This is a genomic window from Photobacterium sp. J15, assembly GCF_963870815.1.
GTDB lineage: Bacteria > Pseudomonadota > Gammaproteobacteria > Enterobacterales > Vibrionaceae > Photobacterium > Photobacterium marinum.
On sequence record NZ_CAWMUI010000001.1, the window covers coordinates 513109 to 536446 of the forward strand.

Consider the following 23338-nt stretch of genomic DNA (forward strand, 5'->3'; position numbering starts at 1 on the left):
TTGGAGGATTGAAAGACTGAGACGGTAAGTTATTTACCAAGGAGACCGGTAACATAACCATCAGCCAGTTCTCGCATCTGTTCCTGATCTGGGTTAAGGTTGGCCTGCAGGTAAAGCACGTAGCAAATACCGTACAATTGCCAAGCAAGTTTCTCCGCAGGTTGTTGAGTGGAGATCTCTTGTTTTTCCTGTCCTTCTGCAAACATTTCAGTCAGGCATTCAAGGCTCTTACGGTTATCGTGAGTAAACTGTGGCCAGATTTCATCACGGATTGAAGTACTCCACTCAAACCAGACTTTTAGCCAGTCCTGCTGTTCGATAACGGCATCAATCAGGTTGTGAGTGATGCAGTTGAGGCGCAGCAGCAATGGTTTGCCTGGGTTGCCCATACATGTCTGTAGCATTGTGCTGAATCGGTTTTCAACCTGCGTTAGCACCTGTTCGACGAGAGCTTCCCTAGTTGGGAAGTAGTTAAACACAGTTGCTACGGACACGTTGGCCATTTCGGCGATGTCGGCGTGACCTGCACGACCGATGCCGCGACGGGCAAAAACATCCAGCGCGTAATCAAGTAATTGCTGTTTTCTTTTTTCTGGTGAAAGGCGTGTTCTGGTTTTCTTAACGATCGTATCCATTTCGCTTATTCCCTAGCCCTAACTATTTTTTAAAGTTATATGCTGATTCTTCCTCATAACTTTACAATAGCAACAGATTGCGTTCAAACCAGTTTTTATTCAAGCTGTATCATATAGTTGACAGTATCGATAAAATAACTGTGAGTGTTAGAATAGAGATCCGTTGAGAGTGATAGCCTGCAGGCGGTTGATTGAGCCGTCCTGATGGAGAAGAAGATGAAGCACACAGTTGAAGTAATGATTTCTGAGCAGGATGTTCAGGCGCGGGTAAAAGAGCTGGGACAGCAGATCACAGAGTGCTACAAGGATTCTGAAAACCTAGTAATGGTTGGCCTGTTGCGTGGTTCTTTCGTATTTATGGCCGATTTGGCTCGTGCGATCGAGCTTCCGCATGAAGTCGACTTCATGACTGCATCAAGTTATGGCAATACCATGGAAAGCAACCGCGATGTACGCATCCTGAAAGATCTGGATGATGACATTAAAGGTAAAGATGTGCTGCTGGTGGAAGATATTATCGATACTGGTAATACCCTGAACAAAGTCTGCGAGATCCTGGCACTGCGTGAGCCGAACTCAATTCGTATCTGTACGCTTCTAGATAAGCCTGAGCGTCGTGAGGTTCATGTTGATGTTGAGTGGGTTGGTTTCGAGATTCCTGATGAGTTCGTTGTTGGTGTAGGTATCGACTACGCGCAAAAATACCGTCACCTGCCATTTATCGGCAGAGTAGTACCACTTGAAGATTAATGCTTTACGGATTTAAAAAAAGCGACCGTTAAGGTCGCTTTTTTTTATTGGTATATATCCCGATTGCTCTTACTCGATGGTCGGGACGATTGAAGCCATGGCGTTCTGGTAGGCTTCTTCCAGGCCTTCTTTGCTGGTGGCGGCTACGCCGAGATCCCTCAGAACACCGTCGCCGATGCCGTAGATCCAGCCGTGAATTTTAACGTTCTGGCCGCGCTCCCATGCCTGCTGCATGATGGTGGAATTGCCCAGGTTATAAACCTGAGTTGCAACATTGATTTCACACAGTTTGTCGCTCCACTCTTCGCGTGGCAGGGTGCTTAATTCCGGGCGGTATTTCAGATACAGGTCGCGGATGTGCAGCAGCCAGTTGTTGATCAGGCCAAGCTGAGGGTTGTCGATAGCGGCCGTTACCCCGCCACAGCCGTAGTGGCCACAGACAATTACGTGTCTTACTTTCAGTACATCAACCGCATACTGAACCACCGATAGGCAATTAAGATCGGTGTGGATCACCTGGTTGGCAACATTACGGTGAACGAACAGTTCACCGGAATCCAGGCCGGTTAATCGTTCAGCGGGAACCCGGCTGTCAGAACAACCGATCCATAAGTATTCAGGGCGTTGGCCTTTTGCTAGGTGAGTAAAGAACTCCGGGGTTTCTTCCTTAATATTCTCTGACCAGGAGAGATTATTTGCGAAGAGCTGCTTAATATCTGCCATGATGATGCCTTTCTCTGATACATTCTTATACCTGTCGGGAAACATTATATTATTTCTGTCTGTTGGAAATAGCGCTTGATTACAGGTGTATTGATTTCTTTCCAAATCAAGCAATATCGCGCTTTCAGCTATGTCTCACTGTTCTGAAGTAATAATACTTTTCAGGGCTGACGCCAGAGAAACATTCCGACGGGTATTACTAATTCACATAAGTATCACCCCTGGTTATGCCAGGGCGGATAGTTATGAAAACTGGCTCCACTATACACAAGCTGGCCAGATAGCAAATCGGATTAGTTGTCCGAGTGAATAAAATTTCTAACATAAAGATTGCATTTTATGAACGCATTGGAAATAAAAAGTGTAAGCAAAATTTATAAGGGCGGTGTTCAGGCGCTGAAAAATATGAGCCTGAATGTCGAAGAAGGGGACTTTTTTGCTTTGCTTGGCCCAAATGGTGCCGGGAAATCTACCACCATCGGGATCATCAGTTCACTGGTCAATAAAACATCAGGAACGGTAAAGGTTTTTGGCTACGATATTGATACTCAACTGGTTGATGCGAAAAATCAGTTAGGCTTGGTTCCTCAGGAGTTTAATTTCAACCAGTTCGAAACGGTTGAACAGATCGTTGTGAATCAGGCCGGTTATTACGGCGTAGAACGCCAGCAGGCGAAAGAACGGGCGAAAAAGTACCTAAGCCAGCTGGATTTGTGGGAAAAGCGCCATGAGCGGGCTCGGAACCTTTCTGGCGGTATGAAGCGCCGGCTGATGATTGCCCGTGCGCTGATGCATGAGCCTAGGTTGTTGATCCTTGATGAACCGACTGCTGGGGTTGATATTGAGTTGCGCCGTTCTATGTGGGACTTTCTGCGTGAAATTAACCGCCAGGGGGTCACTATTATCCTGACGACTCACTACCTGGAAGAAGCTGAAATGCTGTGCCGCAATATCGGTATTATCAACAACGGGATTTTGATTGAACATACGAGTATGAAAGCGCTGCTGGGTAAGCTGGAAACGGAAACCTTTATTTTGGATGTGAACTTGAACGGCAATAAGCCCGAGCTGAACCGGATTGACTGGAAACTGCCGGATAATCACACCCTTGAGGTGAATATCTCCAAGGGAGAAAGCCTGAACGATGTATTCTCCCAACTGACAGAGCAGGGGATTGAAGTAAAGTCGATGCGTAATAAGGCGAACCGTCTGGAAGAATTGTTTGTCACTCTGGTGGCACAGAGCAAAGGAGAGCAAGCATGAAGCGCCAGTACTGGATCGCCTTTAAGAGCCTGATCACCAAAGAGGTTAACCGATTTACCCGGATTTGGATTCAGACCATGGTTCCGCCGGCAATCACCATGACTTTGTATTTCATCATTTTTGGCAGCCTGATCGGCAGTCGTATCGGTGAGATGGGCGGCTTTACTTACATGGAATATATCGTTCCTGGTTTGATCATGATGTCGGTGATCACCAATTCCTATTCCAATGTAGCTTCGTCGTTTTTCAGTGCCAAGTTCCAGCGCAACATTGAGGAGCTGCTGGTTGCTCCGGTGCCTAACTATGTGATCATCGCCGGTTATGTCGGTGGCGGTGTGCTGCGTGGTTTAGGGGTTGGTTTTATTGTGTCTGTAGTGTCGCTATTGTTTGTAGATCTGCAGGTTGCGCATCCGGTCGTGGTGATTGCGACTGTGCTGATGACATCTGTGGTTTTCTCACTGGGCGGTCTTATCAACGCGGTATATGCCAAGACATTTGATGACATCAGTATTATCCCGACATTCGTGCTGACACCGCTGACTTATCTGGGCGGGGTATTCTATTCATTGAGTTTGTTGCCTGAGTTCTGGCAGGGCGTATCCAAGCTTAACCCTATTGTTTATATGGTTAATGCTTTCCGTTATGGCTTCCTGGGTGTCTCTGATGTCGGTATCGGTACTTCGTTCGCGGTTCTCAGCGCATTTACTCTGGCACTGTATGGCTTTGTCCACTATTTGATTTCCCGTGGCATCGGTTTGCGTTCATAGCAACGGCTAAAATCGAAAAGCTGTGCTTATTAAAAGCTACAACCATAAAAAATCCCGGCACATGGCCGGGATTTTTGTATCAGTCATAATGAATCATTTAAGAGTCTGATGGCTGCTCTGCCGGAGCCGGAGGTGTTAGATCAACTGTCTGGTTATCGATCAGGCGAACTTTACCCAGGAATGCAGACATCAGGATCACGGCCTGCTGGCTTTCTTCTGAGATTGACTGCAGAGTCGCGGCATCACGGATATAGATTTCATCCGGTTGCAGGCCTGCAGCACGCAGCTGGTCGCTGGCATCAACAACAATTTCCGAGTAATCGGTACGGCCACCGCGCATCTGGCTGCTGATCCAACGCATAGAGCGGGATAGAACCGGTGCACGTTGACGCTCATCAACAGTCAGAAGACCATTGCGAGAACTCATTGCCAGGCCGTCCATTTCACGTACGGTCGGTACACCGATGATTTCGATGTCCATCGCCATGTCTTTAACCATCTGGCGGATCAAAGCCAGCTGCTGGTAGTCTTTCTCACCGAAACAGGCTACGTCCGGTTGAACGATGTTAAACAGCTTAGTCACAACGGTGGATACGCCGCGGAAGTGACTCGGACGCAGCGCGCCTTCCAGCATAGTAGACAGACCCGGAACATCGACAAAGGTCTGGCGATCCAGGCCCTGCGGATACATGATGTCCGGCGTTGGGGTGAAGACCATGTCTACGGCTTCAGCGTTCAGTTTCGCCAGATCGTCGTCAAGGGTGCGCGGGTAGTTAGCCAGGTCGTCAGCTTTATCAAACTGCATTGGGTTAACAAAGATGCTGACAACGACGATATCAGCGTTTTCACGCGCTTTACGAACCAGTGTAAGGTGGCCTTCATGCAGGTTGCCCATGGTCGGAACAAACGCGATACGGCGGCCTTCACGGCGCCACAGGCGAACTTGCTCTCGGATCGGGGCAATCTCAGCGAATGTTTGCATTTTTAATTCCTTACTCAAAGGTATGTTCTGGGCCCGGGAACGTCCCGGCCTCGACATCTTCTAGGTATTTGGTAACAGCCGCACGCATCTCGCCGGTTTCTGCCAGGTAGTTCTTTGAGAAGCGTGGAATATAGTTGGCGGAGATACCGAACATGTCATGCATCACCAGGATTTGGCCGTCGGTCGCGTTACCTGCACCGATACCAATCACTGGTACTTCGACAGCTTTGGTAATGCGTTCCGCCAGACGGGCCGGTACGCATTCCAGCAAAATGATTTGTGCGCCTGCATTTTTCAACAGGATAGCATCTTTTACCATCTGCTCAGCGTGGTCAGAGTCACGTCCCTGAACTTTATAGCCACCAAAAATGTTTACTGATTGAGGCGTCAGGCCAAGGTGGGCACAGACAGGAACTGCTCGTTCTGTCAGTTTTGAAACAGTTTCAGCCAGCCAGGCACCGCCTTCAAGCTTCACCATGTTGGCACCGGCACGCATCAGTTCGGCAGCATTCTCACAAGCTTGCTCCGGTGTGCTGTAGCTCATGAAAGGCATATCAGCCATTAGTAGTGAATTCGGGCTGCCGGCACGCACACAACGGGTGTGATAGGCGATATCCTGTACGCTGACAGGCAGAGTGTCCGGTTTGCCCTGCAGTACCATACCCAGAGAGTCGCCCACCAGCATGACGGGTACTTCCTGCTGTTCAAACAGCTGGGCAAAGCTAGCATCATAAGCGGTTACTGACGCAAATTTACGACCTTCCTGCTTCCATTTCATTAGGTCGTTGATGGTAATCTTTTTCATAAACTTATCTCCCTAAAACAATGCCTTAGTGGTTCCAGACGGATAGGCCATTGCGATCTACCTGAGACAGCAGAGTTTGCAGTGCTGTTTGGTCAGGCAGGATTAAATCCGGGGCAATTTCTGCCAGCGGGTAGAGTACGAATTCACGTACTTTCATACCGTAGTGCGGGATGGTCAGTCGCTCAGAGTCCTGCACCAGATCGCCGTACAGGATAATATCGAGATCCAGGGTTCTCGGGCCCCAGCGCTCGTCCTTACGTTCCCGGCCATGCTTCAGTTCGATTGCCTGGGTCTGGTCGAGCAGTTCAAGTGGTGACAGAGTCGTGTCAATGGCGACAACAGCATTGATGTAATCAGGTTGATCCTGAGGTCCCATCGGAGTGCTGCTGTAAAGAGATGACTCGGCAACGACTTTGATTCCCGGTACGGTTTTCAGCGCTTCGATAGCGCTGTTGGCCTGGGCGACAGGATCACCCAGGTTACTGCCTATTGCAATATAAGCTCGGATCATGATGATTTAACTGATGATTTAGCTTGTGGTCTTCTGCGACGCTGAGGACGGCGGCGACGCGGACGACGCTGGCCACCGTTGCCATCGTTGATCAGCTGCACCATTTTTCCGCGCTTGTTACGATCTGCTGACTGGAATTCATTCCACCAGTCGGCCAGCTCTTTGACGTCATCACCTTCAAACAGGGCGCGCATCTCGATGAAATCATAAGCGGCACGGAATTTCGGGTGCTCCAGCATCTTGAAGGCACGTTTGCCGGTACGACGGCTAAAGCGCATTTGTTGCTGCCAGATATCACGGACAGTCGTAGTGAAGCGGCGAGGGATCGCAATCGTCTTCACCTGCTCATCCAAGATATCGTTTGATGCCACCATAAAGGCATCATAGTAGGATAGGCCGCTGGTAAAGGAGATCTCTTCTGCGCGAGTTACCATCGGGTACCACAGCATAGCTGCATACATGAAGGCCGGGTTTACCCGCTTATCTTCAACGATTCGCTTGTCTGTTGCAGCCAGGATATGCTCGATCATCTGCTCGGTCTGGCTGTCCTGCTCTTCGGTAAAGTGCTCAGACAGCAGCGGGAACAGTTGCTGGAACAGGTTGTAGTGGCGCAGCAGTTTGTAAGTTTCTAGTCCGTTACCGGATTGAAGCAGCTTCAGGCTTTCTTCAAACAGACGGGCTGCAGGAATATCCTGTAGCAGTGTCGACAGCTGATGGATAGGCGCGGCTGTCTTCTCTTCGATATCCATGTCTAGCTTGGCTGCAAAGCGCACAGCACGCAGCATCCGAACTGGATCTTCGCGGTAGCGAGTTTCCGGATCGCCCATCAGGCGGACAATACGGTTTTCCAGATCGTGGACACCGTTGGCGTAGTCGCTGACAGTAAAGTCTTTGATACTGTAGTAAAGCGCGTTGATGGTAAAGTCTCGGCGCTCGGCATCTTCATCAATGGTGCCGTAGACATTATCACGCAGCAGCATGCCTTCCTGATTCTGCGCGGAAATATTCTGTTTGTTGCGAATATTTGGTTTGGCATCGGCATGGTGACCACGGAACGTTGCCACTTCAATAACGTCACGGCCAAACAGGATATGCGCCAGGCGGAAGCGACGGCCGATCAAGCGGCAGTTGCGAAATAGCTTTTTGATCTCTTCCGGTGTTGCGTTGGTAGCGATATCAAAGTCTTTCGGTTGTTTGTCCAGTAACAGATCACGAACACCACCGCCTACAAGGTAGGCGTCATAACCGGCCTTATTGAGGCGATAAAGTACCTTCAGCGCATTTTCGCTGATATCTTTACGTGAAATGCCGTGCTCTTGGCGTTGAAAAATTTGCAAAGCCTGCTCCTCATTGGCGGGAGTACTACTGTCGCGATTCAATACCTTACGGCAAAAGCTGGCTACTCGATTAAAGATAATACACCTCATTTTCGTGGATCTGGTTCAACAAACAGCCGCATATCATATATCACGGCAGGCAATTTTAGAATGCTAGTGTGATCGCTGTCGTCTTGGGCAGCCGGTCAACACGCCAGTGCAGAGCACCCCATTTCAGGATATCGTCCAGGCTGCAGGCCATCAGGTCGGCTGGCGGGTTCATCCCGAGAAAGGTCATCGCCTGGAGCAAGGCCGGTTTCGGGTTGGCCTTGTCGATAGCTGGCGCATGGTTTTGCTTTGATAACTTGTTGCCGTTTTCAGTTACAGCCAGCGGAAGGTGCAGGTAGCTGACTTCCGGATGTTGCAACAGGCGGTAAAGGTTAATCTGCCGACCGGTAGGTTCTATCAGATCGGCTCCGCGTACGATTTCGGTCACGCCTTGCTCAATATCATCAAGCACGACTGCCAGATTGTAGGCAAAGAGACCGTCGCGGCGGTGAATGATGAAATCTTCCTGGGCCAGAGCTTCGGGGATCTCAATTCGGCCATGGAGTTTATCGTAAAAATGGGTAACAGGCGTAGTAACTTTTAAACGAACAGCACTATTAGCGGCTTGTTGGTGTAATTCGCGGCAGGTTCCTGGGTAATAACCGCCGGCCATTTTGATTTGTTTACGGGTACATTGGCAGTAGTAAGCCTCCCGTTCATGCAGCCAGGCATCGATCTGGGCCTGGTAGGCGTCATGGCGTCGGCTTTGGTACATGATACCGCCGTCCCACTGTAATGCGTATGCTTCCAGGGTGCGCAGGATATCATCGGCAGCACCAGGCATTTCCCTTGGTGGATCCAGATCTTCCATGCGAACCAGCCAGGATCCTTGATGTGATCGGGCTTGGAGGTAGCTACCCAGGGCCGCGATTAGGGAGCCAAAGTGCAATGGGCCTGACGGGGAAGGAGCAAAACGTCCGATATAGCGGTTTTCTGTACTCATAAACAAATCAGTAGAAATGAAAGAGGGAGCAGCCGCTCCCTCTTAATAATGGTTGATGGAATATAATACCGCAGTATTAGCCTGCCATCTGTCTTTCTTTGATTTCAGCAAGCGTTTTACAGTCGATACATAGTTCGGCTGTCGGACGAGCTTCCAGGCGACGGATACCGATTTCGATACCACAAGAGTCACAGAAACCAAAGTCATCGTCTTCGATGCGCTGCAGCGTTTTTTCGATCTTCTTGATCAGTTTACGCTCACGGTCACGGTTACGCAGTTCCAGGCTGAACTCTTCTTCTTGCGCCGCGCGATCAACTGGATCAGGGAAGTTTGCAGCTTCGTCCTGCATGTGGTTTACGGTACGGTCAACTTCTTCACGAAGCTGATTGCGCCAAGCTTCTAGAATTTTACGGAAGTGCTCCAGTTGCGCCTCTCCCATGTATTCTTCGCCAGCTTTTTCCTGATACGGCTCGACCCCAGCAATAGCCAGGATGCCTAGCGATTTTTTACCTTTGCTCTCTGGCATATAGCATCTCCTAATATACCTAATAACCGTCACTGGTTAAATTGGGCGGTAATCTATAGCAGAAAGGATAATTGGAGGCAATTACTGCATATATCCTATTGTATACCAATGTGAAGAAAGCATCATTTTTCACGAGGTTTGGCGGAATTCTATACAATTGTCCAAATAGAGCTCATTCTGGTCCAATACCGCTTTGTAACAGATGATCTCTACACCGGCCTGTTCTGCTTCTTTTATCAACTGATGATAGTCCGGGTCTATATGGTGTGCTGCGGATACTTTTTCAATACCTGAATGCAAAATTGCATAAAACAGCACAGCTCTTTCCCCGCGTTGAGCCACTTCCATCAGCTCCCGAAGGTGCTTTTGCCCCCGGGTGGTTACGGCATCCGGGAAAAATCCTTGACCATTTTCTTCCAGCAAAGTGACACTCTTAACTTCTATGTAGCACGATGGTTTGTCTTCGTCGCTAAGTAATATGTCTATCCTGCTGTTTTCACTACCATACTTTACTTCTGTTCGAAGTGACGAATAGCCTTGCAGTTCTGTGATGGCTTTCTTGTTAATTGCTTCTTCTACCAGGCGGTTTGCCCGGGCTGTGTTGACGCAAATCCAGTGCCCTTCCTTGGTTTGAGTGAGCTCCCAGCTATTGGGATATTTCCGCTTCGGGTTATCTGAAGTGGAATACCAGACCGTGCTGCCAGGCTCGGCACAACCTGTCATTGCGCCAGTATTGGCACAATGCATTGTTTTTACCTCGCCATTCGGGAGCTCGACATCGGCGAGGAAGCGCTTATAGCGTTTAATCAATTTAGCAGCCTGTAACGGTTGGTCAAATTTCATTGTTTATCCTGTTAAGTTATCCCGTTGATGTCTGAGCTCACCTGAGCGGCCATTGCTGCAGGCACCGGTATTGGACGCCGGAGCCGTGTGTCGTCTGGCAGGGTTCTGAAATATACAGGCCAAAATGCTGAAAGTGAAAGGAAAGCTGCGGGCTTTGCGGCATCGGGTCCGGACGGCGGGGGAACTGCTTTTTCAGGGTGATATGCGGAATGTAGTCGCGTTCATCCTGCTCCAGCCCGACAGCCTGAGCGGCTGATTTGAGCTCATCCGCCAGCAGGTAAAGCTGTGGTGGCGCTTCTTCGCTGCCCAGCCAGAGAATCTTGCTGCGTTTCCAGTAGCGCAATAGTGAACAATGGATAGTAAACGAGTTAACTGAGATCTGCTCTGTCAGTTTTATCAGCAGGCTTTTTTGCTCCAGCGTGACCTGGCCGAGAAAAGCCAGGGTCAGGTGCAGGTTACGGTTGGGAACCCTACGTCCGCCTTCAGGAAGCTGGCTGGAAAAATGACAAAGCTGGCGGAAGGCCTGTCTGTTTTCGGCGGGCTGATCCAGCGCCAGGGCAAAGAATAGACGTTCGTTCTTACTGTTCATTATGACTCGACCCGGTTGATGAGCGAATGAAATCGTTAGTATCGTCAATAGATAGCGGTATGCTGATATGCCGGATAAATGTTCGGTCTGGTAATCGACTTTCTTGTACAATAGCGTCCAGCGTAATTTGAATATGACACAAGGTTTTCACATTGTCACAGCTGCCTATTGATGCCGTTCTATCTCCGCTGCTTGAGCAGCTTCAATCTCGTTCCCAGCTTATATTAAAGGCCCCACCGGGTGCCGGTAAGTCGACCAGGTTGCCGCTTGCTATTTTGCAGCAGGGCGGTATCGACGGGCGCATTATCATGCTGGAACCTCGTCGCCTGGCTGCCCGCAATATTGCAACCTACCTGGCTTCTCAGCTCGGTGAGAAGGTCGGCCAGACGATTGGCTTCCGTGTCCGGGGGGAAACCCGGATCAGTGCTGCTACCCGGCTGGAGATTGTGACTGAAGGGGTGATGACCCGGATGCTGCAACAGGATCCGGAGCTGGAAGGTATCGGCCTGCTGATTTTTGATGAATTCCATGAGCGCAGTATCCATGCCGATACCTCACTGGCACTGGCACTGGAAGTGCAGGAAGCGTTGCGTGACGATCTAAAGCTGCTGGTGATGTCAGCGACACTGGATGCCGAAGCGCTGACCACTTTGATGCCGGAAGCCGGATATATCGAGTCTGAAGGTCGCTGTTATCCGGTTGAGCACCTCTATAAAACAGTGGCAGACAGCAAACAGCTCCTTGAAAGTACCGCCCGAGAAATACAAAACCTGCTAAACAGCGAAACTGGCTCAATGTTGGTGTTCCTGCCGGGGGCAGGGGAAATTCGTCGTCTGGCTGAATTGCTGGAAGAAAGAGTCGGCGCGGATGTGCTGGTCTCTCCTTTATATGGGCAACTTAGTGCAACACAGCAGCAACAGGCAATCATGCCGGCACCGCAAGGAAAGCGCAAAGTCGTGCTGGCGACCAATATCGCTGAGACTAGCCTGACCATTGAAGGGATCCGCCTGGTTGTCGACTGTGGTCTGGAGCGCATCGCTCAGTGGGATCCTAAAACCGGGATCAGCCGTCTGGAATCGGTACGAATAGCCAGCTCTTCTGCTGAGCAGCGAGCCGGTCGAGCCGGACGTTTGGAGCCGGGTATCTGCCTGCGCTTGTACAGTGAAGAGATGCTTGCCAGACAGCCAGCGGTGCCGCAACCTGAAATTATGCGTGCAGATCTGACCGGCCTTGCGATGGAGCTGGCGCAATGGGGTTGCAGTGATGCCGGTGAGTTGCGCTGGCTGGATTTGCCGCCGGCACCGTCTTTGGCGCAGTCGAGGTGTTTGCTGCGAAGCCTTGGCGCGATGGATGAACGTTATCAGCTGACAGAGAAAGGCCAGCAAATCCAGCTGCTTGGTGCCGAACCGCGCCATGCTGCAATATTGCTGATGGCAAAACAGCACGGAGCGGCAGCAATGACAACGGCGGCTATGCTGGTGGCTCTGCTTGAAGATCCGCCGCGCGGAATGAATAACCCGGATCTGCATTTTCAGTTAAACCTGCTGGAGGCGGGGAAATTACCGCGAAGCGGACAGTACCATCAGCGGGCGAAACAACATCTGGCTAAGCTGACCGACACCAAATCATCGGCGTTTAATGTTGCTCCGGAATGGATTGCTCCTTTAATGGCTGCCGGTTTCCCGGATCGAATAGCACTTTCCCGTGGCGGTGACGGGCGTTACCAGCTGGCCAACGGCCAGGGCGCGATGCTGTTGCCGGATGAGCCGATGGCAGATGAAGCCATGCTGGTGGTGGCGGATGTCGTGAAAACCCGTCAGGGTGACAGCCGGATATTTTCGGCTATTGCGGCTGACGGGGAGCAACTGCAGGATATATTGCCGCACCTCTTTGTTGAGCGGGAATGGCTGGACTGGGATGATAAGAAAGGCCGCCTGACCGCTGAAAAGCACCTATGTTGTGGTCAGCTGGTTCTGCTGCGAACCCCTATGGGTGAACCGGATCCGGCTAAGGCGAGTGAAGCACTGCTGAATGCGGTTGTCCGCAAAGGCTTGGCTGTGCTGCCGTGGAACAATCGTGCAGAAAGTTTGTTGCTCAGAGCCCGTTGCGCTGCTGAATGGCTGCCAGAGCTGGAGTTGCCTGCAATGGATGAGGCAACCTTGCTGGCTGAAGCTGAGCAATGGCTGTTGCCGTTTATGCATGGGATGAAGACTCTAAAAGCCCTTGATAAGCTGGATTTGGTTGCAGCACTGGAGTCCCGCCTGGGCTGGGATAAAGCTCAGGCGCTGGATGCCGCGCTTCCGACACATTATCAGGTGCCGACTGGTTTTCGTTACCCTATTCGTTATCAGGCTGGTCAAAAGCCGGCGCTGGCGGTAAGGATGCAGGAGATGTTCGGTGAAAAGAGCTCTCCTGTGATTGCCAACGGGAAAGTCCCTGTGGTACTTGAGCTGTTGTCACCTGCTCAGCGACCATTACAAATTACTCAGGATCTGGCCGCTTTCTGGCAAGGTTCTTATCGTGAAGTACAAAAAGAGATGAAGGGACGTTATCCCAAGCATGTGTGGCCGGATGATCCTGCCAATCATGCGCCAACACGTAAAACTAAAAAGTATCTGTAATCTGCTATGGCCGCCCCGGACGGGCGGCCTGCTATTTTTACTTCCTTGTTATTGGCGTAGATGCCTGTTGCAAGGAAGTGGATTTCGGGAATGAAGAAAGCACCATGATTAAGTTGCCAGTTCGCTTTGCCGCACCTGCACCCAAAAAGCCGGGCACGAAAAAGCCCGGAGAAAAGAAACCCGCCACGACCCGGCGTAAACCTGCGGCGAAGTCGGCTAAAACAACAACCAGAAAACGCCCGGCAAAGCGGGGCAAGAAAAAGAGTACCAGAAAGAAGCAATCATCAATGCCACGGTGGCTCAAATGGTTGTTGAGCTTTGGTTTGAAAGTGTCGATTGCAGTGGTTGCTGTACTGCTTGTTGTCGGGATCTATCTGGATAATGTGGTTCGCGATAAGTTCGACGGTCAGTTGTGGAATCTGCCTGCGGTTGTTTACGGTCGTGTGCTAACTTTACAGCCTGATCAGGCGATGACGCTGGATGAGATCCGCCGGGAGCTTGATTTGCTGCAGTACCATAAAGTCAGGACACCGCAGCGGATAGGTGAGTACTCGTCTTCTTCAACCCGGATTGAACTGATCCGTCGTCCTTTTGAATTCGAGGACGGCCATGAGGGCGCTCGCCATGTGATGCTGACGTTTACTGATAACGAGCTGAAGAGCATCTCTGAGGTGGGAACCAAGCGCCAGCTTGGCTACCTGCGTATTGAACCCAAGATGCTGGGGATGTTGGGCACCAAAGAAGGTGAGCAGCGTATCTTCCTGCCGCGGGAGCGGTTCCCTGAGGTTCTTGTTGATGCCTTGCTGGTTACCGAAGACCGCGATTTCTACCACCATGAAGGTGTCTCACCGTTGGCTATTCTACGTGCGCTGGTGGTGAACTTGAAAGCGGGCAGGACAGTGCAGGGCGGCAGTACCCTGACTCAGCAGCTGGCCAAGAATATCTTCCTGTCCCGGGATCGAACATTGCTGCGGAAGCTGAGTGAAGCCTACATTGCCCTAATTATTGATTATCGCTACAGCAAGGACAGGATTCTTGAAGCGTACTTAAATGAAATTTACCTGGGGCAGGACGGAGCGAAAGAGGTTCACGGCTTTGCACTTGGTGCGAGGTTGTACTTTGGCCGTCCGTTGCAGGAACTGCGTATTGATCAGCAGGCCTTGTTGGTGGGGATGGCAAAAGGACCATCTTATTACAACCCGTGGCGTAATCCGGAGCGGGCGCGTCAGCGTCGGGATCTGGTTCTGAGGCTGATGATGGATAACGGTATCTTGAATGGTGCACAGTATGAGCAGGCAGCTTCCCGTCCTTTAGATGTCCAGTCTCGCCCTAAGATTGCCAGTCGTCAGCCGGCGTATTTCCAGCAGTTGCAGCGTGAGCTGAAGCAGAAAGTTGGGGATAACTTTACTCCGGGGATTGGCCTGAGGGTGTTCAGTACCTTAGATCCGCTGTCACAGCAGAAAGCGGAAGAGGCTGTGTTGTCTATGGTGCCGAAACTTAATAAGAAAGCGAAAACCAAGGTTGAGACCGCGGTTGTTGCGGTTGACCGCCAGAGTGGTGAAATCCGGGCGATGATTGGCGGCAGCCGGCCGGGTTATGCCGGATTTAACCGTGCTCTTGATGCCAGTCGACAGATTGGTTCTCTGGTGAAGCCCGCGGTTTACCTGGCTGCATTGCGCAAGCCTGAAAAATTCACCCTGGCAACAACGGTGGATGATAAGCCTATCGTACTCAAAGGGAGTCGCGGAACGGCCTGGAAGCCGCGAAACTATGACCGTCGGTTCCGTGGTGAGGTGCCTTTGTATTATGCCCTGGCGAAGTCGTTGAATGTTCCGACTGTTAACTTGGGGATGCAGGTCGGGCTGGAGCAGGTGATCAATACCATGGTTCAGCTGGGCGTGGATCGCAATGAAATCCCTAAACTGCCATCAATTTTGCTAGGTGCTTTTACGCTGACTCCGTATCAGGTGACTCAGATGTACCAGTCAGTCACCAGCGGCGGGCGTAAGGCTGAATTGACGGCACTGCGTGCTGTGGTTGATCAGCAGGGGAATCTGCTGTTCCAGAGCTATCCGAAAGCCAAACAGGTGGTGCCAGAGCAAGCCGCCTGGCTGACAACTTACGGTATGAAGAATGTAGTCAGTCAGGGAACGGCCAGATTTTTGAAACCGAAGTTTGGTTGGGCGGCGCTGGCCGGTAAAACCGGGACAACAGACAAAGCGCGGGACAGTTGGTTTGTCGGTATTGATGGTCGGGAAGTGGTGACTGTCTGGCTTGGTCGTGACGATAACAAGCCAATTAACTTGACAGGCTCTGCCGGTGCTCTGCGTCTCTACAACAATTATCTGGAGCGTCGTCACCCTGAGGCACTGCGCCTGACTTGGCCTAAGAAGTTGACGACGGTTAAGTATAACCGTCTGCCGAACGGCACCTTAGCGATGGACTGCGCAGGGAATCAGTCTTTGCCTGCCTGGGATAAGGACGGCTCGTTACGTTCCCGCTGTGATGGCAGTAAGCCGGCAGGATGGATAAAGGGGATGTTCACCTGGAACTGATTTTCAGTTAATTACATTCGAAGTGATAGCAAATCGCCCGGTTTATACCGGGCGATTTTTTTAGGCTTAGTCATCGGCATCGAAGTAGAACGACATTCGAATGCGTGGATTGAGGTAGGTGTGGACGTTTTCCGGCAGCTTGTGCGGCGGGATTGCCTGTTCAATCCTGAGATCGCTTTCTTCCAGATCGATGATCGGTGCTTCGTTGGAAGGTACTGACGGGTCATAGAGCAGCACATTCGGAAACAGCAGGCTTTCAGTGTTAACTGAAATCACCAGACCAAGCTGTTGATTAGACAGTTGAACCACACTACCCGGAGGATATACCCCCATCAGGCGGATAAAGAGTGCTAAGTAATCGCTGTTGTACTGCTCTTTCTTGTTTTTAAACAGGTAGGAGAGAGCACTGTAAGGGATTCGGGCTTTGTTCGGATCCTGTGGGTGGCAGAGCGTGTCATAAGCATTAACAATGGCTACCAACTGGGCATTGTTGTCAATCTCATCACCTTTAAGCTGACTCGGATAGCCGCTGCCATCAAGCAGCTCATGGTGCTGGCTCAGGATGGGTTTGGCTGCTTCCGGGAAGCTTTCGGCAAGGTTGGCCAGATCCAGACTGTATTTTGTGTGTAGCTTAAGGTAATTCTGCTCCGGTTCTGTCAATGGCGTTGTCTTACGTAGAATCGCAGAAGGAATTTTGAGTTTACCCATATCGTGGAACAAGGCACCCAGAGCAATCGTCTTGATTTCCCTTGCGGATTTGCCACAGGACTTGGCCAGCATCATCGATAGAATGGCGACGTTCAGTGAGTGAAAGTAGATATCTTCCGACTCTTTTGAATCATTCATCAGGTGGAGAGCGATGCTGTCGCTTTCAAGCAGAGCGTCAACCATATCTTCCACCAGGCCTTCTGCTTCCTGAATAGCGGTGACCGGACGACTTTTAATTTTGCCGACAATGGAGCGCAATTGTCCCATTGAACGGTTAAAGTTTTTCTCGCAGCGTTGTAGCTTGAGTTTGTAGTTTTTCAGCCGGGTGATGCGTCCCTGTTTTTCTTTCCACAGTTTCTCGGCCTGGCGATCAAGAAAGTGGCTTTCATCTTCGGTCAGGGCATCTACCGGCGTATCAGGGTCAAGTGGCTTAGTGTCACTTTTTTCAGGGATCAGATAGACAAACTTAACGCCCAGATTCTTGATAAGGCGGATTTGCTGGTGATCTTTAATCTTAAAATGGTTCAGTAGAAAAGGGTGATCAGTCCACTGTAAGGGGAGCTTAATATATAAACCTTCGGTTAAGCGCTCTACTGAGAGTTTGATACTTGCCATTATTTTTAGCGCAACCTGTTATCGTAATATTTATACACCTGTAGGGTTATATGCAGTTTGCCGGAGTCAGTTTGCTTGTGGGAAAATCATGTGCATAGCTATGGCATAAAATGCAGTGATTTAATGAAACTGTAGGCATTCTGCTTATTGCTATCATTGTAAACTATATCTTTGGCGTGGCCCAATATGAAATTCGATGATATTTGAAAGCGAGAGATGAAAAAAAACCTCATCAGATGATGAGGTTTTAAAGAATGGTGCCGACTACCGGAATCGAACTGGTGACCTACTGATTACAAGTCAGTTGCTCTACCTACTGAGCTAAGTCGGCGGTGCGCAGTGATTCTCTGTTGAGAAAAACTACTTTGTTTTTATTCTTTTCAAGCTAATGCTTAAATCGAAAAGTGGCTCCCCCTGCGGGACTCGAACCTGCGACATACGGATTAACAGTCCGCCGTTCTACCAACTGAACTAAGGGGGAATTATTCTTTAACCAAGTGTCTTTGACACCAAGTTGAAAAATGGTGCCTCGAGGCGGAGTCGAACCACCGACACGAGGATTTTCAATCCTCTGCTCTACCAACTGAGCTATCGAGGCAGAAGTAAAGAGGTTATCTTTACTTTGCTGTTTTCTACTACAAGAGAAGAAATGGTGCCGACTACCGGAATCGAACTGGTGACCTACTGATTACAAGTCAGTTGCTCTACCTACTGAGCTAAGTCGGCACACTAAATTTTTACTGTTTCCAAGCCATCGGCTTAAAAACGAAAGTGGCTCCCCCTGCGGGACTCGAACCTGCGACATACGGATTAACAGTCCGCCGTTCTACCAACTGAACTAAGGGGGAATCATTCTTTAACTAAGTGTCTTTGACACCAAGTTGAAAAATGGTGCCTCGAGGCGGAGTCGAACCACCGACACGAGGATTTTCAATCCTCTGCTCTACCAACTGAGCTATCGAGGCAGAAGTAAAGAGGTTATCTTTACTTTGCAAAAAATGGTGCCGACTACCGGAGTCGAACTGGTGACCTACTGATTACAAGTCAGTTGCTCTACCTACTGAGCTAAGTCGGCACACTAAATTTTTACTGTTCTCAAGCCATTGGCTTAAAAACTAAATTTGGCTCCCCCTGCGGGACTCGAACCTGCGACATACGGATTAACAGTCCGCCGTTCTACCAACTGAACTAAGGGGGAATTGTCTGTTGCTTGCACCATCAAATAAAGAGATGGTGCCTCGAGGCGGAGTCGAACCACCGACACGAGGATTTTCAATCCTCTGCTCTACCAACTGAGCTATCGAGGCAACGGGGCGCATTAAAAAGGTTTTCCGGCTTTGCGTCAACGGTTTTTTGATAAAAAAAGCTCAATCTCTGTTTTTTTACGCTGATTGTTCGTATTTTGAACTTATTGTGCGCTGGTACGCGAGATTAACTTTCGGCTAGCGCTTGCTGTTCACGGTTCAGGGCTCGCAGAAGAGCAGGGCGTCGGCTTACCTTCTGGCGGTAATTTTCGAGCCTGGGCGGAAGCTTTTGCTCAAACTTTACTGCCCAATTCAGGGTATGAGTCAACAGGATGTCGGCAACGGTTGGAAAATTCCCAATCAGGAACTCGCTATCAGGCAGCCAGGCTTCTGCTGTTTGCACTGCTTTCTTGAATTCCCAGCGCGCGACAGAAAGCATTTCCGGCAGGCGGATCTGCTCGGGGAGGGCAAATTTGTGTTTGCCCATCGACCACAGTGGCTGCTCCAGTTCAGTGATAATAAAACTGATCCACTCCAGATGTTTCGCTGATTCTGCTGTTGCTGATTCCGGTAGCCAGTGGTGTCCATATTTCTCTGCAAGATAGATGCAGATCGCGGCAGATTCGGTAATAACAATGCCTTCATCATAGAGCGTAGGTACTTTGCCTTGTGGGCATAGGGCAAGATAGTCGGCGGCCTTATGTTCGCCTTTGGCAAAGTTGACTAAGCGGTAGCGCCAGTCCATTCCCAGTTCTTCTAATAGCCAGGAGACTCTCAACGAACGTGTTCTGGGGTAGCCATATAGCGTGATCATTTTTTCTTCCCTGCGCGAAAAAGCATGGTTATAAACTTAGTCTAAAACCGGGAGGGAGCAAAAAAGAGCAATTTTTAGGGGTAATTAGGAATGAGGAGATAGAAAAAAAGCCTTGTCTTGCGACAAGGCTTTCTTAAGTGGCTCCCCCTGCGGGACTCGAACCTGCGACATACGGATTAACAGTCCGCCGTTCTACCAACTGAACTAAGGGGGAATTATTCTTTAACCAAGTGTCTTTGACACCAAGTTGAAAAATGGTGCCTCGAGGCGGAGTCGAACCACCGACACGAGGATTTTCAATCCTCTGCTCTACCAACTGAGCTATCGAGGCAGAAGTAAAGAGATTATCTTTACTTTGCAAAAAATGGTGCCGACTACCGGAGTCGAACTGGTGACCTACTGATTACAAGTCAGTTGCTCTACCTACTGAGCTAAGTCGGCACACTAAATCTTTACTGTTTCCAAGCCATCGGCTTAAAAACGAAAGTGGCTCCCCCTGCGGGACTCGAACCTGCGACATACGGATTAACAGTCCGCCGTTCTACCAACTGAACTAAGGGGGAATCATTCTTTAACCAAGTGTCTTTGACACCAAGTTGAAAAATGGTGCCTCGAGGCGGAGTCGAACCACCGACACGAGGATTTTCAATCCTCTGCTCTACCAACTGAGCTATCGAGGCAGAAGTAAAGAGGTTATCTTTACTTTGCAAAAAATGGTGCCGACTACCGGAGTCGAACTGGTGACCTACTGATTACAAGTCAGTTGCTCTACCTACTGAGCTAAGTCGGCACACTAAATTTTTACTGTTCTCAAGCCATCGGCTCAAAAACGAAATTTGGCTCCCCCTGCGGGACTCGAACCTGCGACATACGGATTAACAGTCCGCCGTTCTACCAACTGAACTAAGGGGGAATTGTCTGTTGCTTGCACCATCAAAAAAAGAGATGGTGCCTCGAGGCGGAGTCGAACCACCGACACGAGGATTTTCAATCCTCTGCTCTACCAACTGAGCTATCGAGGCAACGGAGCGCTATTAAACGGGTTTTCGGCCTCGCCGTCAACTACTTTTTTTAGAAAAATGTCACCACAATGACCACTTGCTTGCTTTTTGAACGTTGTGGCCGTATGCGGCTATTCCTTTGTCATTACTTTAGATTTTCCCCTGGTTGAACTCTTTCTGGAACTTGGTCACCTTTTGCAGATAGCGTCTGGCTTCCGCTTTCGGGTGCTTGTTCGTCAGTGCCCAGTAAACCTGATTTGGCTGCAGGCGATTGATGTCATTCATTGCCCGTTTGCGATTACTGTCGAATGTCTTCAATACGCCGCCAGTGCCGCCGTTATAGGCCGAAATCATGCTGTAGTGAAGCGACTGCGGATTGCGGACTTCTTTCAGGTAACGGTTTCGCAATATGTAGAAGTAGGCGGTGCCGGTATCAATGTTTTTGGCCGGATCAAACAGGTATTGCGGTGACGGTTTACCGGATTTCTTCTTAACCAGCTTAAACACATCTGCGCCAGCGGTGTTCGGTACCACCTGCATCAGACCGTAGGCATTGGCATGGCTGACCGCATAAGGGTTGAAACTGCTCTCGGTTTTGATGATCGCGTAGATCAGATCTTCCGGGATCCCGTAACGGCGGGAAGCGTCACGAACAATGCTGGCATATTTGTAACTACGCTTGTTGACGTGGTCTGCCACCATAGGGATTTCAACGTAATAGGCCTGTTGGTAACGGATCTTGCGTTTTTTCAGCTTGTGGCTGATCAGGTAGTCGGCAAATTTATTGGCGCGCCATGACCATTCGACGGCTTTACCTTCCTGATCCAATACCTGACCGTACAGGAACGGTTTACCGTTCAGCTCAATTTCGGAATCCGAATACAAGTCGACCCCGGCCGGGTTATCCGGTGTCAGCAGGGTGGTGGCAATGGCTTTTTTGAGGTGGGTTTCCGGCTCTGTCGTTGCCACGGTTTCCACAATCACCAGACCGCGGACAAAGTCGACATGGGCCCGGCTCAGGTAGCCATCGGTGTATTTAACGTACTGGCGTTTACCTGCAATCAGGGAATCATGATCACCCCAGTGGCGTTTTACCTGGCCGCTGAAACTGTTGATCAAACGGTCAAGGGCGGCGGCATCTTTAGTGAACTGCCCCGGTAATGGTGCAAGGTTTTTGGCAAAGCGGTTGGTCGTGGCATAGTCGACATCATAGAGTTTTTCGACAAACTCACGGCTGCATCCGCTTAGCAGAAGCAGTGACAGTAAAAGCGCGCGTTTTTTCATAATTCCCAGTAAAAAAAAGACATCACTTGTTGGTGGCAAATGATGTCAGTTTCTCTTTATCCGGGTAAAGATTATTACACCGGAAGATGAATAAATCGTGAAGTCAGGACGTTTACTCGCTCGGAGGAGTATAGCCGTCGATAACGACATCCTGACCTTCAAACAAGAATCTCACCATTTCTGTTTCCAGTAGCTTACGATGCTCCGGATCCATCATGTTAAGTTTTTTCTCATTGATCAGCATGGTTTGCTTACCCTGCCACTCTGCCCAGGCTTCTTTGGAGATATTGTCAAAAATTCGTTTGCCTAGTTCACCCGGGTAAAGCTGGAAATCCAAACCTTCCGCTTCTTTTTTCAGACGAGCACAAAATACTGTACGGCTCATTGAGTGGCTCCTTCAATTTCAATCGTCATGAATACGTTGCTAGTTATACCAGAGTGCAGCGGCCGCTTCTAGATTTCACCGATGATGGTTAAAAGCGGCTTATCACTACCTGTTTTGCTTTAGCTCATAGTGCAGGCTGTCGAGGATCTGCTGCACTGGTGCGGCAAGACCTATTTTCGCCGGATTATTGAGGTTATACCATTGGCCTTTACCTGATTCCCTGATCATGTCCGGCATGTCATCCAGCCTGAATAACATTGGAACTATGTCGAGATGGTAATGGCTGAATGTATGGCGAAAGGCACCAAGTTGCTCTGGCTGATTGACTTCCACTTTTGTGCCAAGGCGCTGTTCGACAATACCGGACAGGTCGTGATGGTCATGTTGCGGGAAACACCAGAGGCCGCCCCAAATTCCGGCCGGTGGGCGCTGCTCCAGCCAGATTTCTGCGCCGCACTGGAAAATTGCGAACCAGGCCTGTTTCTCTGGCATGGTTTTCTTAGGCTTCTTGCCAGGAAAGTCGAGCTGGCGTTGCTGGGCTTTGGCCTGGCAGATGTCGGTAACCGGGCATAGGTCGCATTTGGGCTTGCTTCGGGTGCAGATCATCGCGCCCATATCCATCATGGCCTGGTTATAGCGTTCAACACCTTTTGCCGGAGTGTTGGTTTCAGCGATTTGCCACAGGGCATTTTCTACCGCCTTTTTTCCTGGCCAGCCTTCAATAGCATAACAGCGAGACAGGGTCCGTTTGACGTTACCGTCGAGGATAGGATGGTGCTGCTTGAGCGACAGGGAAAGCACGGCTCCGGCGGTTGAACGGCCGATCCCCGGCAGGGCCATCACCTGTTCGATATCGGTCGGGAATTCACCACCATGTTCAGAGACAATCATCTGCGCGGCTTTGTGCAGGTTACGGGCGCGGGCGTAATAGCCTAGCCCTGTCCACAGGTGCAGGACTTCATCCTGCTCGGCTGCGGCGAGATCCCTGACGGTAGGGAAGCGTTCCATAAAACGCTCGAAATACGGGATCACGGTTGCAACCTGAGTTTGCTGCAACATGATTTCGGAAAGCCATACTTTGTACGGCGTTTTGTTAAGCTGCCATGGCAGCGTTTTACGACCAAATTTGTCGTACCACGCTAAAATGGCTTCAGAGAAGGTATTGGTCACAGAAATTAGCTCACTTTACTGACAAGCTTTAAAAGCGTGCCTTTATGATAATTTTTGTGCTGATTGCACCACAAACTAACGGCTGTAGCAAACGACAGACTTGCACTTGAGCCATAACTTTGGATAATGCCGATGCTCAGGTTCTGCTCATCTTTTGATGCTTCAAAGTTGAAAGATAAA

Annotated in this window: 20 protein-coding genes and 17 tRNA genes; 5 read left to right on the forward strand and 32 right to left on the reverse strand. The window is 50.0% G+C overall.

The window, feature by feature from the left end:
• Positions 1-29: 29 nt before the first annotated feature.
• On the reverse strand, positions 30-635 hold the full coding sequence (locus tag AACQ93_RS02435; protein ID WP_064601921.1) for a TetR/AcrR family transcriptional regulator: 606 nt from the start codon (positions 633-635) through the stop codon (positions 30-32).
• Positions 636-851: 216 nt separating this feature from the next.
• Between AACQ93_RS02435 and hpt the strand changes: the two genes are divergently transcribed.
• The gene (gene hpt / locus AACQ93_RS02440) at positions 852-1385 is read left to right on the forward strand and encodes a hypoxanthine phosphoribosyltransferase (protein ID WP_064601922.1); all 534 of its coding nucleotides are present in this window, start codon (positions 852-854) and stop codon (positions 1383-1385) included.
• 69 nt (positions 1386-1454) lie between these two features.
• Here the strand turns inward: hpt and can are convergent, their stop codons facing one another.
• Positions 1455-2108 (reverse strand): carbonate dehydratase, encoded by a 654-nt coding sequence (gene can, locus AACQ93_RS02445; RefSeq protein WP_064601924.1) that lies wholly within the window; start codon positions 2106-2108, stop codon positions 1455-1457.
• Positions 2109-2447: 339 nt separating this feature from the next.
• Between can and AACQ93_RS02450 the strand changes: the two genes are divergently transcribed.
• The gene (locus tag AACQ93_RS02450) at positions 2448-3371 is read left to right on the forward strand and encodes an ABC transporter ATP-binding protein (RefSeq protein ID WP_064601926.1); all 924 of its coding nucleotides are present in this window, start codon (positions 2448-2450) and stop codon (positions 3369-3371) included.
• On the forward strand, positions 3368-4138 hold the full coding sequence (locus AACQ93_RS02455; RefSeq protein WP_064601928.1) for an ABC transporter permease: 771 nt from the start codon (positions 3368-3370) through the stop codon (positions 4136-4138). The genes AACQ93_RS02450 and AACQ93_RS02455 overlap by 4 nt, the downstream gene beginning before the upstream one ends.
• Positions 4139-4235: 97 nt before the next feature.
• Here AACQ93_RS02455 and panC read toward each other — a convergent pair whose 3' ends face one another.
• The 8 genes from panC to thpR all read right to left on the reverse strand — a co-directional run bounded on the left by panC (position 4236) and on the right by thpR (position 10761).
• Positions 4236-5120, reverse strand: a complete 885-nt coding sequence (gene panC, locus AACQ93_RS02460) for a pantoate--beta-alanine ligase (RefSeq protein WP_064601930.1) — start codon at positions 5118-5120, stop codon at positions 4236-4238.
• A gap of 10 nt (positions 5121-5130) precedes the next feature.
• Entirely contained in the window at positions 5131-5925 is a 795-nt protein-coding gene (panB, locus tag AACQ93_RS02465) for a 3-methyl-2-oxobutanoate hydroxymethyltransferase (protein WP_064601931.1), read from the reverse strand.
• 25 nt (positions 5926-5950) lie between these two features.
• Positions 5951-6436 (reverse strand): 2-amino-4-hydroxy-6-hydroxymethyldihydropteridine diphosphokinase, encoded by a 486-nt coding sequence (folK, locus tag AACQ93_RS02470; protein WP_064601934.1) that lies wholly within the window; start codon positions 6434-6436, stop codon positions 5951-5953.
• Positions 6433-7815, reverse strand: a complete 1383-nt coding sequence (gene pcnB, locus AACQ93_RS02475) for a polynucleotide adenylyltransferase PcnB (protein ID WP_064606454.1) — start codon at positions 7813-7815, stop codon at positions 6433-6435. The genes folK and pcnB overlap by 4 nt, the downstream gene beginning before the upstream one ends.
• Positions 7816-7918: 103 nt before the next feature.
• The gene (gene gluQRS, locus AACQ93_RS02480; protein ID WP_064601936.1) at positions 7919-8803 is read right to left on the reverse strand and encodes a tRNA glutamyl-Q(34) synthetase GluQRS; all 885 of its coding nucleotides are present in this window, start codon (positions 8801-8803) and stop codon (positions 7919-7921) included.
• A gap of 76 nt (positions 8804-8879) precedes the next feature.
• Entirely contained in the window at positions 8880-9329 is a 450-nt protein-coding gene (gene dksA / locus AACQ93_RS02485; protein ID WP_007464489.1) for an RNA polymerase-binding protein DksA, read from the reverse strand.
• A gap of 129 nt (positions 9330-9458) precedes the next feature.
• Positions 9459-10172, reverse strand: a complete 714-nt coding sequence (sfsA, locus tag AACQ93_RS02490) for a DNA/RNA nuclease SfsA (RefSeq protein WP_064601938.1) — start codon at positions 10170-10172, stop codon at positions 9459-9461.
• A 37-nt stretch (positions 10173-10209) separates the two neighbouring features.
• Positions 10210-10761: an RNA 2',3'-cyclic phosphodiesterase gene (gene thpR / locus AACQ93_RS02495; RefSeq protein ID WP_064601940.1), complete on the reverse strand. Its 552-nt coding sequence runs from the start codon at positions 10759-10761 to the stop codon at positions 10210-10212.
• A gap of 152 nt (positions 10762-10913) precedes the next feature.
• On the opposite strand from thpR, the gene hrpB reads away from it, so the two are divergent.
• Both hrpB and mrcB read left to right on the forward strand, forming a co-directional pair.
• Complete coding sequence (hrpB, locus tag AACQ93_RS02500) at positions 10914-13382, forward strand: ATP-dependent helicase HrpB (RefSeq protein WP_064601941.1); 2469 nt, start codon at positions 10914-10916, stop codon at positions 13380-13382.
• A gap of 104 nt (positions 13383-13486) precedes the next feature.
• Positions 13487-15937, forward strand: coding sequence for a penicillin-binding protein 1B (mrcB, locus tag AACQ93_RS02505; RefSeq protein WP_084419197.1), 2451 nt, complete (start codon positions 13487-13489; stop codon positions 15935-15937).
• 66 nt (positions 15938-16003) lie between these two features.
• Here mrcB and AACQ93_RS02510 read toward each other — a convergent pair whose 3' ends face one another.
• From AACQ93_RS02510 to mutY, 22 genes are all read right to left on the reverse strand, one after another.
• The gene (locus tag AACQ93_RS02510) at positions 16004-17260 is read right to left on the reverse strand and encodes an HD-GYP domain-containing protein (protein WP_064601943.1); all 1257 of its coding nucleotides are present in this window, start codon (positions 17258-17260) and stop codon (positions 16004-16006) included.
• Between the two features lie 255 nt (positions 17261-17515).
• A tRNA-Thr gene (locus AACQ93_RS02515) sits at positions 17516-17591 on the reverse strand.
• Between the two features lie 74 nt (positions 17592-17665).
• Positions 17666-17741: transfer RNA gene (locus AACQ93_RS02520), tRNA-Asn, on the reverse strand.
• A gap of 41 nt (positions 17742-17782) precedes the next feature.
• Positions 17783-17858, reverse strand: a tRNA-Phe gene (locus tag AACQ93_RS02525).
• A 52-nt stretch (positions 17859-17910) separates the two neighbouring features.
• Positions 17911-17986: transfer RNA gene (locus tag AACQ93_RS02530), tRNA-Thr, on the reverse strand.
• A 46-nt stretch (positions 17987-18032) separates the two neighbouring features.
• Positions 18033-18108: transfer RNA gene (locus tag AACQ93_RS02535), tRNA-Asn, on the reverse strand.
• A 41-nt stretch (positions 18109-18149) separates the two neighbouring features.
• A tRNA-Phe gene (locus tag AACQ93_RS02540) sits at positions 18150-18225 on the reverse strand.
• Between the two features lie 34 nt (positions 18226-18259).
• Positions 18260-18335, reverse strand: a tRNA-Thr gene (locus tag AACQ93_RS02545).
• A 47-nt stretch (positions 18336-18382) separates the two neighbouring features.
• Positions 18383-18458, reverse strand: a tRNA-Asn gene (locus AACQ93_RS02550).
• Positions 18459-18491: 33 nt separating this feature from the next.
• Positions 18492-18567 (reverse strand) — tRNA-Phe (locus AACQ93_RS02555).
• Positions 18568-18691: 124 nt separating this feature from the next.
• Positions 18692-19318: a glutathione S-transferase family protein gene (locus AACQ93_RS02560; protein WP_064601945.1), complete on the reverse strand. Its 627-nt coding sequence runs from the start codon at positions 19316-19318 to the stop codon at positions 18692-18694.
• A 138-nt stretch (positions 19319-19456) separates the two neighbouring features.
• Positions 19457-19532, reverse strand: a tRNA-Asn gene (locus AACQ93_RS02565).
• A 41-nt stretch (positions 19533-19573) separates the two neighbouring features.
• Positions 19574-19649: transfer RNA gene (locus AACQ93_RS02570), tRNA-Phe, on the reverse strand.
• 34 nt (positions 19650-19683) lie between these two features.
• Positions 19684-19759: transfer RNA gene (locus AACQ93_RS02575), tRNA-Thr, on the reverse strand.
• Between the two features lie 46 nt (positions 19760-19805).
• A tRNA-Asn gene (locus tag AACQ93_RS02580) sits at positions 19806-19881 on the reverse strand.
• A 41-nt stretch (positions 19882-19922) separates the two neighbouring features.
• Positions 19923-19998: transfer RNA gene (locus AACQ93_RS02585), tRNA-Phe, on the reverse strand.
• A gap of 34 nt (positions 19999-20032) precedes the next feature.
• A tRNA-Thr gene (locus tag AACQ93_RS02590) sits at positions 20033-20108 on the reverse strand.
• 47 nt (positions 20109-20155) lie between these two features.
• Positions 20156-20231: transfer RNA gene (locus AACQ93_RS02595), tRNA-Asn, on the reverse strand.
• Positions 20232-20264: 33 nt separating this feature from the next.
• Positions 20265-20340: transfer RNA gene (locus AACQ93_RS02600), tRNA-Phe, on the reverse strand.
• Between the two features lie 129 nt (positions 20341-20469).
• Positions 20470-21603, reverse strand: coding sequence for a membrane-bound lytic murein transglycosylase MltC (mltC, locus tag AACQ93_RS02605; RefSeq protein ID WP_007466299.1), 1134 nt, complete (start codon positions 21601-21603; stop codon positions 20470-20472).
• A gap of 112 nt (positions 21604-21715) precedes the next feature.
• Positions 21716-21988, reverse strand: coding sequence for an oxidative damage protection protein (locus tag AACQ93_RS02610; RefSeq protein ID WP_064601946.1), 273 nt, complete (start codon positions 21986-21988; stop codon positions 21716-21718).
• Positions 21989-22093: 105 nt separating this feature from the next.
• Positions 22094-23158 (reverse strand): A/G-specific adenine glycosylase, encoded by a 1065-nt coding sequence (gene mutY / locus AACQ93_RS02615; RefSeq protein WP_064601948.1) that lies wholly within the window; start codon positions 23156-23158, stop codon positions 22094-22096.
• Positions 23159-23338 lie beyond the last annotated feature (180 nt).